Origin of the sequence: Streptomyces sp. NPDC051452 (assembly GCF_044454765.1) — a bacterium.
GTDB lineage: Bacteria > Actinomycetota > Actinomycetes > Streptomycetales > Streptomycetaceae > Streptomyces.
The window spans coordinates 154,505-168,892 of record NZ_JBITEB010000012.1 but is presented as its reverse complement, the minus strand read 5'-3'; the positions used below and the strand labels follow the sequence as shown (position 1 = coordinate 168,892).

At 64.7% G+C, this 14,388-nt stretch carries 10 protein-coding genes and 1 pseudogene; 9 read left to right on the top strand and 2 right to left on the bottom strand.

Annotation, left to right across the window (positions count from 1 at the left end):
• Positions 1-88: 88 nt before the first annotated feature.
• The 7 genes and pseudogenes from ACIBA9_RS26250 to ACIBA9_RS26220 all read left to right on the top strand — a co-directional run.
• Complete coding sequence (locus tag ACIBA9_RS26250; protein ID WP_399366682.1) at positions 89-1,309, top strand: ROK family protein; 1,221 nt, start codon at positions 89-91, stop codon at positions 1,307-1,309.
• 440 nt (positions 1,310-1,749) lie between these two features.
• A complete protein-coding gene (ppdK, locus tag ACIBA9_RS26245) occupies positions 1,750-4,470 on the top strand; it encodes a pyruvate, phosphate dikinase (RefSeq protein ID WP_399366680.1) in 2,721 nt (906 codons plus the stop codon).
• Positions 4,471-4,782: 312 nt separating this feature from the next.
• Positions 4,783-4,989, top strand: coding sequence for a hypothetical protein (locus ACIBA9_RS26240; RefSeq protein ID WP_399366678.1), 207 nt, complete (start codon positions 4,783-4,785; stop codon positions 4,987-4,989).
• A 192-nt stretch (positions 4,990-5,181) separates the two neighbouring features.
• Positions 5,182-7,476, top strand: a complete 2,295-nt coding sequence (locus ACIBA9_RS26235; RefSeq protein WP_399366676.1) for a hypothetical protein — start codon at positions 5,182-5,184, stop codon at positions 7,474-7,476.
• 640 nt (positions 7,477-8,116) lie between these two features.
• Positions 8,117-9,484, top strand: a complete 1,368-nt coding sequence (locus ACIBA9_RS26230) for a hypothetical protein (protein ID WP_399366674.1) — start codon at positions 8,117-8,119, stop codon at positions 9,482-9,484.
• A complete protein-coding gene (locus ACIBA9_RS26225) occupies positions 9,429-10,583 on the top strand; it encodes a hypothetical protein (protein WP_399366672.1) in 1,155 nt (384 codons plus the stop codon). Before ACIBA9_RS26230 ends, ACIBA9_RS26225 begins: the two co-directional genes overlap by 56 nt.
• A 335-nt stretch (positions 10,584-10,918) precedes the next feature.
• Positions 10,919-11,359, top strand: a pseudogene (locus ACIBA9_RS26220) (tyrosine-type recombinase/integrase); the annotation flags it as partial.
• Here ACIBA9_RS26220 and ACIBA9_RS26215 read toward each other — a convergent pair.
• Both ACIBA9_RS26215 and ACIBA9_RS26210 read right to left on the bottom strand, forming a co-directional pair.
• Complete coding sequence (locus tag ACIBA9_RS26215; protein WP_399366670.1) at positions 11,265-11,627, bottom strand: hypothetical protein; 363 nt, start codon at positions 11,625-11,627, stop codon at positions 11,265-11,267. The pseudogene ACIBA9_RS26220 and the gene ACIBA9_RS26215 overlap by 95 nt on opposite strands.
• Positions 11,628-12,186: 559 nt before the next feature.
• Complete coding sequence (locus ACIBA9_RS26210; protein WP_399366668.1) at positions 12,187-13,002, bottom strand: class I SAM-dependent methyltransferase; 816 nt, start codon at positions 13,000-13,002, stop codon at positions 12,187-12,189.
• Between the two features lie 55 nt (positions 13,003-13,057).
• Between ACIBA9_RS26210 and ACIBA9_RS26205 the strand changes: the two genes are divergently transcribed.
• Both ACIBA9_RS26205 and ACIBA9_RS26200 read left to right on the top strand, forming a co-directional pair.
• Positions 13,058-13,774 (top strand): GntR family transcriptional regulator, encoded by a 717-nt coding sequence (locus ACIBA9_RS26205; RefSeq protein WP_399366666.1) that lies wholly within the window; start codon positions 13,058-13,060, stop codon positions 13,772-13,774.
• A gap of 99 nt (positions 13,775-13,873) precedes the next feature.
• Positions 13,874-14,362, top strand: a complete 489-nt coding sequence (locus ACIBA9_RS26200) for a DUF6415 family natural product biosynthesis protein (protein WP_399366664.1) — start codon at positions 13,874-13,876, stop codon at positions 14,360-14,362.
• The last annotated feature ends 26 nt before the right edge of the window (positions 14,363-14,388 follow it).

Sequence of the window (14,388 nt, the reverse complement as noted above, 5' to 3'; positions counted from 1 at the left end):
GTTTGGTTGTGCGAGCACTAGGGTTACGTCTATTTAACACGCAAAACTCAATATGTAATGCAAACTTGAGAAGCACAAGGGGGTGCGCATGACCGGACAGCCCGGCAGGACGGGCAAGGGTGGCGGCCAGGCCGGCGCCGGCGATCTGCTGGAACTGGTGCGCAGTGGGCGGGCCGTGACCCGGGGCGCGCTCCAGCAGGCCACCGGGCTGTCCCGCGCCACCGTCGGGCAGCGCCTGGACCGGCTGTTCCGGGCAGGCTGGCTGCGCGAGGGCGCCGGCGGCCCGGCCGGCTCACCGCTCGGCGGCCGGCCCGCGGTGACGCTGGAGTTCGACGACTCGCACGCGGTCGTCCTCGTCGCCGACCTGGACACCCGGCACGCCCGCGCGGCCGTCCTCACCCTGACCGGCGAGATACTCGCCGAACACTCCGGCACCGCGGTCGTCGAGGACGGCCCGGAGGCCGTACTGGCCGCACTCGGCTCCTGGTTCGGCGAGCTGCTGCCCAGGACCGGGCGCCGGGCGGAGGAGGTGTGCGGCATCGCGCTGGCCGTGCCCGGCCCGGTGGACAGCGAGACCGGCCGGGTGGTCCAGCCCCCGATCATGCCGGGCTGGGACGGCTACGACATCAGGGGCCGCCTCTCCCGCGCCTTCACCGAGCACACCGGCGCCCCGGCCGTGCCGGTCCTGGTGGACAACGACGCCAACCTCATGGCCTACGGCGAACAGCGCACCGGTCACCCCGACTGCACGGCGTTCGTGCTGGTGAAGGTGTCGACGGGCATCGGTGCCGGGGTCGTGGTCGACGGCTCGATCTACCGGGGGGCCGACGGCGGCGCGGGCGACATCGGGCACATCCGGGTCGGCGGGGACGCGCTGTGCCGGTGCGGTTCGTACGGCTGCCTGGCCGCCGTCGCGAGCGGCGGCGCGGTGGCCGGGCGACTGGCCGAGGCCGGGGTGCCTGCCGCCTCCGGTTCGGACGTCCGGGACCTGCTGGCCGCCGGGCACCCGGAGGCCGCCGCCCTGGCCCGGGAGGCCGGGCGCCGGGTCGGTGACGTGCTGGCGACGGTCGTGTCCCTGCTCAACCCGGGGGTGCTGATGATCGCGGGGGATCTGGCCGGGACGCCCTTCCTCACGGGCCTGCGCGAGCTGCTCTACCAGCGGGCGCTGCCGCGCTCCACGGCCCATCTGGACGTCGTCACGTCCCGGCTGGGGGAGCGGGCCGCGCTCATCGGAGCGGGCGCGCTGGTCGTGGAGCGGTTGTACACGCCGGCCCGGGCCGAGGAACGGCTCACCGCGATGGGTGTGTGAGGGCCCGAGGCGCGGCCCTGTGACAGGCGTGTTCGCGTTCCGTTTCGGTCCGCGCCCGGTGTCCGCATGGTGAAATCCGCGCGTGTGTGGCAGCGTGATTCTCGCCACCCTTGATAAGGGTTGCGCTCAGATGAGCGGATCAAGCGCGGTTGCACTTCTCCAAGGGGTGGCACTGGGTGCCACCCTCTGATCGTTCATCGATCGAAATCAATCGTGCCCAGCTTCGCTCACTTGAGCAGGAAGTGACGTCTGTGAGCGTGCTTGCGTTCAAGAAGTGAACGCAAAGGAGTGGCTGAGCTTGCCAAGCTTTGACTTTCGATCCGCTGGCGGACGGGTGGTTACAGGCACATGACGCGCAGGCAGACGTACCCATGAACCTTCGATCTGGGTATGTTCCTCGACGTCAGGGCAGCCACCGTGGCCTCAAGGAGTCGAGACCCGTGTCGGAAAACAAAGAACCCCACGCAGCGAAGTTCGTTTACGACTTCACCGAGGGCAACAAGGACCTCAAGGACCTCCTGGGTGGCAAGGGTGCCAACCTCGCCGAGATGACGAACCTCGGCCTCCCGGTCCCTCCTGGCTTCACCATCACCACCGAGGCCTGCAAGGTCTACCTGGACAGCGGCACCGCGCCCGCGGCACTGCGTGACGAGGTGAGTGCACACCTCGACGCCCTCGAAGCGAAGATGGGCAAGAAGCTCGGCCAGGCCGACGACCCCCTGCTCGTCTCCGTCCGCTCCGGCGCCAAGTTCTCCATGCCCGGCATGATGGACACCGTCCTGAACATCGGCCTCTCCGACAAGTCGGTGCAGGGCCTGGCCAAGCAGGCCGGGGACGAGCGGTTCGCCTGGGACTCCTACCGCCGGCTGATCCAGATGTTCGGCAAGACCGTCCTCGGCGTCGACGGCGACCTCTTCGAGGAGGCCATCGACAAGGCCAAGGAGGCCAAGAAGGTCACGGTCGACACCGACCTCGAGGCCGCGGACCTGAAGAAGCTCGTCACCGCCTTCAAGAAGATCGTCAAGAAGGAGGCCGGCCGGGACTTCCCGCAGGACCCGCGCGAGCAGATGGACCTCGCCATCAAGGCGGTCTTCGACTCGTGGAACGGCGACCGCGCGAAGCTCTACCGCCGCCAGGAGCGCATCCCGCACGACCTGGGCACCGCCGTCAACGTCTGCTCGATGGTCTTCGGCAACCTCGGCCCCGACTCCGGCACAGGCGTCGCCTTCACCCGGGACCCCGCCTCCGGCCACCAGGGCGTCTACGGCGACTACCTGCAGAACGCCCAGGGCGAGGACGTCGTGGCGGGCATCCGCAACACGGTCGCCCTGGCGGAGCTGGAGCGTATCGACAAGAAGTCGTACGACCAGCTCATGCAGATCATGGAGACCCTGGAGAACCACTACAAGGATCTCTGCGACATCGAGTTCACCATCGAGCGCGGCCAGCTGTGGATGCTGCAGACCCGCGTCGGCAAGCGCACCGCCGGCGCCGCCTTCCGCATCGCCACCCAGCTGGTGGACCAGGGCCTGATCGACGAGACCGAGGCGCTCCAGCGCGTCAGCGGCGCCCAGCTCGCGCAGCTGATGTTCCCGCGCTTCGACGAGTCCGCGAAGATCGAGAAGGTCGGCCGGGGCATCGCCGCCTCGCCGGGCGCCGCGGTCGGCAAGGCGGTCTTCGACTCCTACACCGCCGTGAAGTGGTCCCGCTCGGGCGAGAAGGTCATCCTGGTCCGCCGGGAGACCAACCCCGACGACCTGGACGGCATGATCGCCGCCGAGGGCATCCTGACCTCGCGCGGCGGCAAGACCTCGCACGCGGCCGTCGTCGCGCGCGGCATGGGCAAGACCTGTGTCTGCGGCGCCGAGGAGCTGGAGGTCGACACCAAGCGCCGCCGTATGACGGTCCCCGGCGGGCACGTCGTGGAGGAGGGCGACGTCATCTCCATCGACGGCTCCAGCGGCAAGGTGTACCTCGGTGAGGTCCCGGTCGTCCCGTCCCCGGTGGTGGAGTACTTCGAGGGCCGGATGCACCCCGGTGCGGACGACGCCGACGAACTGGTCGAGGCGGTCCACCGGATGATGGCCTTCGCCGACCGCAAGCGCCGGCTGCGGGTGCGCGCCAACGCCGACAACGCCGAGGACGCGCTGCGCGCCCGCCGCTTCGGCGCCCAGGGCATCGGCCTGTGCCGCACCGAGCACATGTTCCTCGGCGACCGCCGCGAGCTGGTGGAGCGGCTGATCCTGGCGGACACCGAGGAGGAGCGCGAGGCGTCCCTCAAGGGGCTGCTGCCGCTGCAGAAGAAGGACTTCGTCGAGCTGTTCGAGGCGATGGACGGCCTGCCGGTCACCATCCGCCTGCTGGACCCGCCGCTGCACGAGTTCCTCCCGGACATCACCGAGCTGTCGGTCCGCGTGGCGCTCGCCGAGTCCCGGCAGGAGCCGCACGAGAACGACCTCCGGCTGCTCCAGGCGGTGCACCGGCTGCACGAGCAGAACCCGATGCTCGGCCTGCGTGGCGTCCGCCTCGGCCTGGTCATCCCCGGCCTGTTCACGATGCAGGTGCGGGCCATCGCCGAGGCCGCGGCCGAGCGCAAGGGCGCCAAGGGCGACCCGCGCGCCGAGATCATGATCCCGCTCGTCGGCACGGTCCAGGAGCTGGAGATCGTCCGCGAGGAGGCCGACAAGGTCATCGCAGAGGTCCAGGCGGCCACCGGCACCGAGCTGAAGCTGGCGATCGGCACGATGATCGAGCTGCCGCGCGCCGCGCTGACGGCCGGCCAGATCGCCGAGGCGGCCCAGTTCTTCAGCTTCGGCACGAACGACCTGACCCAGACGGTGTGGGGCTTCAGCCGCGACGACGTGGAGGCCTCCTTCTTCACGGCGTACCTGGAGAAGGGCATCTTCGGCGTCTCCCCGTTCGAGACGATCGACCGCGACGGCGTGGGCTCCCTGGTGAAGCTGGCCGCGGAGGCCGGCCGGCGCACCCGCCCCGACCTCAAGCTCGGTGTGTGCGGCGAGCACGGCGGCGACCCGGAGTCGGTCCACTTCTTCCACGAGGTCGGCCTGGACTACGTCTCATGCTCCCCGTTCCGTATCCCGGTCGCCCGCCTGGAGGCGGGGCGCGCGGCCACCCAGTCGGCGGGCAGCGACCACCGATAGGCCCTCGGGCCGCTCGAACCCCGGAGCCGTCGTCGGTCCCCGACCCTCAGACCGATCGGCGGCGGCTCCGGCACACGAAAGAGAAGAGGCGGCACCCTGTGCGGGGGTGCCGCCTCTTCGTGCGTCAGCTGGGGAGACTGTCAAGCTACGTCGCTGACCAGGCGAAATAGCGTTTGTTGGGGTTGGTTGCCGTTGGCTCCGTCTGGAGCCGTTGTGCCCTCTGTGTGCCCTCCCACGTGAGGCACCGACGACGATCGCGCCCAGGTCGAGGAGGCGCGGCGGGACTACCGGGATCGCTACGCCGAGGCTCAGATGATCGTCCCCGAAGCCTTACTCAGGGCATCTCGCGAGTTGAACGTCGTCCTGGCCGCGATCGACGCTACTGCTAAGCGCATTGATCGGGGTCTGGCCCGGGAAGGGGAGAGCGCGGACCAGGCGCTCATCGACCTGAAGGCGGCAGAACCCGCACTGACCGCGATGCGCCGGATCATGCGTGAGGACCTGGGGGTGTCCGACTAACCCTGTCTTGCCCATGGACCACTTTGTCCCGAATTAGGGTCAGGGAGTTGTTGGCGTACCGCAGACGATGCCTGGGAGCGCTGTACCGGTACGGCATCTCCATCTCCAGGACGGCTCGCATTGAGCGATCCTAGGATCAGGTCGGGACCGAGCCGTGATGGCGAGTGTCGGTAACTGAGTCCAGGGGGCCCCATGGAGGAGAAGACGCCCAAGAGCTTGAGGGACGACTTCAGCAGGCGGGTGAAGGAGACCCTTGCTGCCAGGGTTGCTTTCCGCTGCAGCAACCCTGACTGCTCGGCTGTGACGGCTGGACCCAAACTGGGGGAAGGCGGTGCTGTCAATCTCGGCGTTGCCGCACACATAACTGCAGCGAGCCCAGGGGGACCACGTTACGATCCCGCTCTCACCTCCACCGAGCGCTCTGCCGAAGCCAATGGGCTCTGGCTGTGCCAGAACTGTGGCAAGCTCATCGATAGCGACGTTACGCGTCATACAGTGCAAACCCTGCGTCAGTGGAAGGCCGAAGCCGAACAACGGGCCCTTCTGTTGCTTCGATCGGGAGCTCGCCCGGCTGATGAATCTCTTGCGCTCGCGCTGCCAAATCTTGATTCTCCCGAATCCCTGCTCGCTTTCGCCAGTACGGCCGTTGCTCGCGTTGGCCGAGAGGAAGAGATCAGAGAGCTGGGGGCATTTCTTGAAGCAGATACGTCGTTTTCGTGGTGGCTTTGGACTGGCTCCGCCGGTACTGGGAAAAGTCGCCTGGCGATCGAGCTCTGCCGTGCGAAAGCCGGGGAATGGCATGCCGGGTTTCTGCGTGAAGACAATCAGCGTGCCTTGGCTGATCTCCAACCGACCCGCCCAACGCTCGCGGTTGTGGACTATGCCGCTCAGCGAGGTGAGTGGCTTTCGGATGCGTTATTCCGATTGAGCCAGCGCGTTCTAAATGCACCAGTGCGCATCCTGATCTTGGAGCGTCGAGCCCAAGGACCCTGGTGGGACCTGGTGCAACGAACACATCGTATGGAGGAGTCTTTTCAGATTCAGGAACGCGCGTATGGTCTTCCGCGGGAGCTCGGTGGCTTGCCGCGGCCACAGATTCGCAAGCTGGTGAAGGCCGTCGCGGAACATGCTGGTGTCGTGCTGTCTTCCACGAACGCTGAGGACATCGCAGACCACTCCGAGAAGATCGACCCCGACGGGCGACCGCTTTTCGCACTCGTCGCAGCGTTGGACTGGCTGGACGGAAACGGTGTCAGCGCTGACCGTGACGCGGCGCTGCGACGCCTGATCGCCCGCATGGACGGGCAAACGGTGCAAGCCGCCGCAGCTTCACCGAAGAGCGTGCGACACATACGGAACGCACAGATTCTGGGAACTGCACTCGGCGGCCTCTCGGTCGAGTCGTACGCTCACCTCGTTCAGACGTTTGAACCGCCCACCGGATTGCTGCCCGACGTGTACAGCGACCTCTCCTCGCTGCCGCTTGATGATCTCCTTGATGGAGTTCGGCCCGACATCCTGGGCGAGTTGTACGTTCTCGATCGGCTAGACACGGCCGGCGCCGAGCGCCTTGCCGCGATGGCCTTGCTCAAACTGGCTTGGCGGAAGGACCAGGAAGCGTATCGGGCGTTCGTGGAACGCGCGGTCGGTGACCACAAAGAGCACCCGAGAGTTGTGGACTTGCTCGACGCCGGTGATTGGGCCGGGGCACCAGCAACGTGTGCGGAGATGGCCCTGGAGAGCATCCCGCTACTTCAGCGCAGCGACCACCCTGTCCTGGATTGGATCTTCTCGCGTCTGCAGTCTGTGCAGGAATCTATGTCCGGCGGGACGATGGACGAGTTGATCGTGAATGCCCACTTTCGACGAGCCAACCTCGTCCTCAACGAAGGTGATGCCCGCAGGGCCAATGATCTCTACTCGAAGGCGCTAGCTCTCTGTGAAGCGAACTGGCAGGTGCACGCTGGTCTCCTGAACAACCGCGGAATCTCGTGGTTGAGCCTCGGCGCCCCTGAAGCTGCCAAAGCAGACTTCACCGCGGTCGCCGAGAACCCGTTCGCAGATGATGAGTCTCGTGCCTGTGCACTCAACAATCGGGCCGATATTTTTGATGACGACGGGGATGTGCGCTCTGCAGTTCGGGACCGTACGGCCATCCTTGAACTAGCAGAGACGACCTACAATCGGCGCTTCATTGCGCACATCCGTCGAGCGCTTGCGCTGCGAAAATCCGGAGATCATGAAGAGGCCTATAGGGACATCGAATCGATTCTGGATTCCTCTGACATCGTCAAGGAGCAAAAGATGTCAGCCAGGCTGAAACGGGCGGAGTGGCTCGTTGAAGACGGTGAGCCCGTTGCTGCCAGGATCGATGTGGAAGCTGTACTCGCGTCAGAGTTGAATTTTGTTTCGGTGGAAAGAAAGGCCCGAGAGTTGTTGCTTGAATTGTCAGTCGATGCGCCCAGCGATGCCAAATACCGAGGCTGACGGCCAACGCGGCCAAGACCGAAACCGACGCATGACGAGTTGTGCGATCTTGGTCCGGAGGCGTCCACCGATGTTCGCCGCGCCGCCCACGCCCCTGGTCAAAGGCACCATCGGACTTCAACAGATGTTGACGGATCGCCCCGGAACGAACGGCGACTGAGACCACGGCCTCTTCGTCCCGAAGCAACTCGGGATGATCGCTGCTCTTGGGCTGCTGCGCCTGTCACCTGCCCTGATGGTCCGCTGACGTTCGCGGCTGTTCGCGGTTGTGCGTCGTGGTTGTCACGCAGTCAGACACTCAGCGCGACCTCGCACGTGGAGCAGGCTCCTAGAGACCGCGTAACGCCTCGTATAGGTCGCCGTAGGTGGTCCAGCAGTCGATGCTGCCGGCGTCGTACAAGCTGCCCATGTACCAGTCGTAACGAGAGCGGGGTTCGCCGACCAAGCCGGCACGCGTACCTCGCTGCACCGCATCAGCTCCAGCCCCGTTACCGCTCGTGTCTCGATGGAGCGAGACGCTACGGCTGTGCCAAAAGCACCAAAACGGCGCTCCTGGGGGCCCTCAGACGTAGCACGTTGGTTGCGTATTCCGACCACTAACAGACACACTTCGCATCAGGGTTTGGGGAGGCGTTCCAGGATGTACCAGTGGGGGAAACTTTCGGACCGCGATGCGGAGGAGATCGTTTGCGATCTACTGTCCGCAGAGTGGGGCGTTCACGTAGAGAGGTTCCAAGCAGGGGCGGACGGGGGCGTTGATCTAAGGGTCAATGGACCGTGCGCCTCTCCCCTGACGTTGCCGGAGGGAAGTTTTGCGGTAGCACAGGTTAAGCACTATCCGACGGCAACCCTGGCTCGCCTAAGGGCGGCTTTTCAAAAAGAGGCAAAGCGTGGTGTTCATCGCCTCAGCTTTCGCTATTTTGCCGTCACGACTGCGCCTCTCAGTATCCATGGAAAGAATGAGATTGCCAAGCTATACGGTGCAGGGTTTTCCGTCTCCCAAATTCTAGGCCGGGAAGATCTTGAGTCCATGCTGGCTCGGCATCCCCGAGTGGAGCAACGTCATTTCAAGCTCTGGGTGGGTAATACGCTGAATCTGCAGCGCGTCCTACACTCAAAAGAAATCAGGCGAAGTAGGCACCTTGTAGAGGAACTTGCCAGGGATAGCGCTTATCTTGTTAACACCCGTGACGTCGACAGGGCAAGAAATATTCTCGAATCGGAGGGCGCAGTAATCCTGTCGGGGCCGCCAGGCGTGGGAAAGACTTCAGCTGCGAAAATTCTGATCGGCGAGTGCATTTCGGCCGGGTGGGATCCTGTCGTCGCAGTCAACAACATCGATGAGGCGGAAGAGGTGTTGGACGATGAAAAACGGCAGGTTGTCTTCTACGACGACTTTCTAGGATCCTCCCTCCGAACCGCCTTCCTGGATGGAAAGAATGAAGATGCCCGCATCGTCAGGCTGCTTCAGGACGCCCGCCGTTCAGACAATTTGCGGCTGATCCTGACTACGCGGGAATACATCTTGACGAATGCGAAAATGCACCATCAGAGACTTCAGGATACGAGCGTAGATCTATCTCGCCTTATCATGGACTCCTCGGATATGACGGCGCTGGAGAGGGCGGAAGTTCTATATCGGCAGATCTTTTTTTCCGAGGCCAATCCAGTGTTGCAGCAACCTCTAGCAGAGGCGGAATGGGTCGAAGTTATCAAGCATCGAAACTTTAACCCACGGTTGTCGCACTTCTATATCGACCGTGTGGCTAGCGTTGCACGTGGAGAAGATGCATCGGCTCTAACTAGTAGAGAGCTTGCGCTGGGGCTTCTGCAGGCGTTCGAGTCGCCTCTGGACCTCTGGAAGGGGATCTACGATGATCAGCTTACCGAGCTCCAGAGGTGTGTTCTGCAAGTGCTTAGCACGGTTTCGTACACTTCTTTTCGACGACGCGGTGGAGATTACGGCGCGATACACGCAAGAAATTGGCGAGCCAGCCACCAAAAGTGAAATTCGGCAGGCCATGCGTGCGATAGATGGCGACTTCATCGAAATAAGCGACTTCTATAGCTTGCCACTGGTGGGGTTTGCCAACGCATCCATCGGCGACTACGTGGCCTTTCGGCTCTCTGCCGACACTGCAGCCATCGAAGGGCTTCTGGCCAGTGCTGTCACGTTTTCGCAAGTGGAAGTGTTGGTAGGCCTCGTGACCCCGACAAGCGAAAAGGAGGCCTGGCTGGATGACGGGTCAGTGGATGAGGCGGCCCAAATTAGCATCGACCGATTCGCTTCTCCCGTAGCTATTTCGGGCCCGGGAGGAAAGGCGACGCGCAGGGCATTCATTGAAGCTATGCTACGACTGTTCCCTTCAGGTATTTATGAATTTCATCCCGCCTATGGCAATGGATTGCAGCGATGGAAAGTCATGCCGCCGTTGTCTGCTGAGCGCAGGATGAAAGCCATCTGGGATTTCGTCAGGAGCCATCGAATGGAGCAAGAGGAATGGATCCCAGAGTCGCTGACCCGAGTCTTTCCCTCCGCGCGCATTTCGGGCAAGGAAGGGATGTTGTCCCACCTATGGTTCTCGCGCGGCATGTCTGATGATTCGCACTGGAGGGAATTCCGTGAATGGCTCATAGATCATCTACGCGATTACTTCTTCAGTCAGGTTTTTGCTCCGGCACACTTCTCTTCTGCTCGAATCTACGCCAAGCGATATCGGGCACTGGGGCAAGTCGAGAGAGCCTCCCTGCGTCTTAATCTGGGGCAAGTAGCATGGAAGTTTCTCGATAATCTAGAACATGGAGTGATTCGGATTAGTCAAAGTGACCTCCATGAAGACGTTGACGGTCTACTTGCCGCGGCAGAATGGCTGGGGGTGGATATTGGGCGATTGGTTGCAGGTATTCGAGAATTCGAGGCTAAAACTTACGCTCGCGACTCAGCTCTCAAGGAAGACGGGTCATCGCTGGAATTGGATGCCGATGACCTCTTTTTCCAGGGGGATGACTCGCAGGGTGATTATTCGAGTGCGCCTATCCGAATCTACCCGGCTAGCATTAGCAATGATGGCCTAGTTGTCGCGGCCAGGATTCTGGGGCGGCCATGAGAGGTCGGCGGAGCGGCTTTGGGGTGGCGCTGCTTTGGCGCGAGTGATCATGGCCCCGTAAGCTTCCGGCGCGTCGGGCAGGTAGTGGACCTGCCCGGTAAAGCACGACTTGGGGCCATGATCTTCGAGGCTCGCGCCAAAGTGGCTCCGTAAAGCCGTGGAGCCGACCGCCCCAGCCACGACGTACCCCTTCTCTGGCCTCAGGTGGCTGCATGCTGTGCGCGCGGCCCGGGCGCCGGCCGGGCTGGAGCGGGGCGGAGACAGACATCCGATGCGGTTGATCAGTCAAGCGGTGTTGGGGAAGGCGGTCTGCGGCTCATTTTCAGCGGCTCGGGGGGGACCACGTCCGCGTAAGCAACTTCAACGATCATCACTGGAAGCCCGCTCTCGCTGCCGCAGGCATCATCCCCGCGCGGAAGGCGGGCGAGCGGTACGCGTCCGCTCCGGAGCACGGCGTGCACGCGCTCAGGCACTTTTACGCATCCGTGCTGCTCGACGCAGGAGAGAACATCCGGGCGCTGAGTCAGTACCTCGGTCACAGCGATCCAGGGTTCACGCTCCGGACCTACACGCACCTGATGCTGAGCAGTGAGGGACGGACGCGCAAAGCCATCGACGGCACCTGGGAGTCGGCGTTCCCACTGCCGCACGTTGAAGCCCACGTCCAACCAGAGGGAGACGCTACTTCCCGCTCTCCCGCAACGTCAGATAACCAGCCGCCACGTCCGCGCACTTCATCTTCACCCCGGCCGGCGTCGAGTCCTTCAAGTGGGTGAGCGCGCTGTACTCAGTCTCGCCATTGATGCCGTTCTTCTGAAGATCTTGCACCGTCGCGTACACGTATCCGGCCAGCTTCTCCGGACCCTCGTTGCAGCGGGACGCCCACGTGTCCAGCGCTCTCTGGTACTGGCTGGCAGGGCGGTTGTCGCCGTCCATGTCCGCGAGTTTTTGCGCCGGGCTCGGCGCGCTGGGCGTGTCGGTCGCAGTTGAGCAGCCCGCTAGGCCGATAGCGGTGAGCAGGATGGCGGTGGCGGTGCGGCGCATGAGTCCCCCGATGCGTGGCGTGGCTTCCGCCGCATGATGCGCCCGAGTGCAGGCCCCGTGAGGGCATCGTCACTGATCCGTGACCGGGATCCATGCGAACTGGAGACGGCCGCTCGCCGGCTTGTGTCATGCGGTGAGCGCACTCGTAGGTGCGGTGACTGCTGAATCCGTCGTCAAACCCTCAGGATCACCGCCCAGAGACGGCCCAGGCCGCATAATCCGCCCCCCGCCAGAGACAAACCTCCTGGCCGGAGGCGCGGTGGGCCGGTTCACGCAGACTTCATCTCCTTCTGGACTCTGTACACGGGCATGGCGATCCCCGTCGACCAATGGCGGTCGAGGATGTGGCTGGAGTCCTATCTGAGTCCGACGGCTGGGGCCATGCGGACGGAGGCCGTACAGGACCTTGCTTAGGGCCCATCAAGCGACAGGCGGCTGATTGCCGTGCGTGCGGGTATGCGGGTGTGCGGGGCCGAGGCCTTGGCCTCTCAGGCGTGCACTGAGCTGCTCGGTGGTGCGGGCCCGAGTGGCCCTGCGTCGTCCCGGCGGGTCGTGCTTCTCAAACCGGTCGGCGTCCGACGGTCAGTAGGTGGGAGCTGGCTGCCAGCAACTCCGGGTAGGGCTCGGCCAGTCTGGCCGCGGTCAGTGCCGAGTCGAAGAGATCCGTACCGGTGAAGGACTGTCCGGTGTTCCGTTCGGCCGCCGCCAGCATGGACCAGGCCGGTCCCTCGACGCCGTACACCTGCGTGTCGGCGAACCCGGCAGCCGCCACTTCCTGGCGCAGTTGCTCTCCGCTGTGGAAATAGGCCGTGGTGAACGCTTTCTTGCCGTCGTGGACCTGGGTGGCCAGAATGCCGTCGATGCTCTTGCGCATCGGCTCCCGGTGGAGGTGCGCGAAGGCGGTGTGCTCGAAGAGTGACGCGTAACGATTGATGCCGGCCGCCGCGAGGATGCCCCCGGGCTTCAGCGCTCGCCGGGCCTCGGCGAGGGCCCGCTCGCGGTCGGCCTGTTCCGGCAGGTGGTAGAGCGGACCCAGCAGCAGTACGACGTCGTAGGACCCGTCGTCCGCCGTCAGTTGCCGCGCGTCGCCCAGCTCGACGGTCGCGCCGGTCGCCCTGGCCTGGTCGACATGCCGTCGCACGGGGTCGACCAGGTGGACGTCGTAACCGTCCCGCACCAGCCACCTGGCGTGCGCGCCCGGTCCGCCTCCCACGTCGATGATGCGCGCGGGTGGCGTCGGCAGGTGGCGGCGGAGCAATTCCTGGGTGCGTACCATCTCCAGGACGCCGTCGGCCGCGACGGTCAGACGGCTCGCCTCGTCAACAGTTTCGGTGTAGAACCTCACGATCTCCACAGCTACCTCAGGGCTCGTCATGAGGGCATTCTGATGGCTTACCGGTGGACCAGTCCAGTGATCGGAGCGACGCGACATGCCCTTGCTGAAGTATGAGCAAATTGCCGGAGACCTGCGTGCCCGCATCGCCAACGGTGAGTTCAGCCCGGGTGAACTACTGCCCTCCGGCCGGGATCTGGCCGAGCAGTGGCAGGTGTCCCGCGCGACGGTCGTCAAGGCGTACGACATCCTCCGCGGTGACGGTCTGGTGGTCGCCCAGCAGGGTTCGGGATTCACGGTCGTGCAGACGCCGATCGCCCGGCCGGCAGGCGGCCGGAGGGCGGGCTCCTCGCGTGTCGGGGGTGGCGCGCCTTACCGTCGGCTCGGTACCCCTGACCGTGCGGTGCCGCCCGCGCACATCGCCGAGGCGCTTCAGCTGGGTCCGGGGGAGGAGGCGTTGCGGCGCGTCCGGCTGGTACTTCTCGATGACGGATCCCCGCACAGCCTGGTGACGGCATGGTTCCCGCCGTCGGTTGCCGGTGCCGCGCCGCGTCTCGCCGCGAAGGGACCCATCGCGGAGGGCACCACGCATTACGTCCGACGGGAGACGGGCCGTTCGCCGATCGGCGGTACGGATGTCACGACAGTGCGCCTGGCAGGAGACGAGGAGGCCCGGCTGTTGGGACTCGACCAGCCTGCGGCGGTGGCCGTCGTGCTGCACACGGCGTGGGACCAGGATCAGCTGCCGCTCGTGTGTGAGGAAGGCGTGGTCCCGGCGCACGTGTTCGAACAAACGGATGACTACCAGATGTGACACGGGAACTGGCGTGCCATGTTTCCCTGTTGACTTGACTGGACCGGTCCACCGGTCCAATCTCCTGTCAGGCGGTCGAACCTGACAAGGAGCGTCGAGATGACCCACGACACGGCCCCGGCCCGAGGTAACGCGCCTCGGGCCAAGATGACCCTCCGCGTCTACACGGTGGACCGGTACGGCGCGGTCACCGCGGAGCGACCCACTGTGCGAGTGCTGGAGGAGGGCCGTACCGTCCTTTCGCCGGTGGACGTCAGGACCATGCGGGAGACCGCGCGGCTGCTGCTGGGTCCGGACGCAGCCCCGGATGGGTTGCCTCCCTCGGCCGGGGAACTGGAGGTCCTCGCGCTGGCACTACGCGGTCACCTCGCCCTGCTGATTCCCGAAGTCGAGCAGGCCGCCGAGCGCGTCGGCAGGGGAAGTGTCGCCGGATACGGTGCGCTGTCCTGCGCGTGGGAGGCGCGCAGCAGACTCGAGGCCCAGCCTGGTCGCCGATATGGCGGAGCCGTCGGTCACGCCCGACGCTTGGCAAGGGTCCTGAACCTCTTGTGCGACCAGTACGAGAGTCTGACAGGGCGCGCACGGTGAGGGGGTAGGACGGGCTGGCGGACCAG

Bases quoted from the DNA above. Each gene is read 5' to 3' on its own strand.
- ACIBA9_RS26250 (WP_399366682.1), top strand. From the start codon at position 89: ATGACCGGACAGCCCGGCAGGACGGGCAAGGGTGGCGGCCAGGCCGGC.
- ACIBA9_RS26240 (WP_399366678.1), top strand. From the start codon at position 4,783: ATGATCGTCCCCGAAGCCTTACTCAGGGCATCTCGCGAGTTGAACGTC.
- ACIBA9_RS26235 (WP_399366676.1), top strand. From the start codon at position 5,182: ATGGAGGAGAAGACGCCCAAGAGCTTGAGGGACGACTTCAGCAGGCGG.
- ACIBA9_RS26230 (WP_399366674.1), top strand. From the start codon at position 8,117: ATGTACCAGTGGGGGAAACTTTCGGACCGCGATGCGGAGGAGATCGTT.
- ACIBA9_RS26215 (WP_399366670.1), bottom strand. From the start codon at position 11,627: ATGCGCCGCACCGCCACCGCCATCCTGCTCACCGCTATCGGCCTAGCG.
- ACIBA9_RS26210 (WP_399366668.1), bottom strand. From the start codon at position 13,002: ATGACGAGCCCTGAGGTAGCTGTGGAGATCGTGAGGTTCTACACCGAA.
- ACIBA9_RS26205 (WP_399366666.1), top strand. From the start codon at position 13,058: ATGCCCTTGCTGAAGTATGAGCAAATTGCCGGAGACCTGCGTGCCCGC.
- ACIBA9_RS26200 (WP_399366664.1), top strand. From the start codon at position 13,874: ATGACCCACGACACGGCCCCGGCCCGAGGTAACGCGCCTCGGGCCAAG.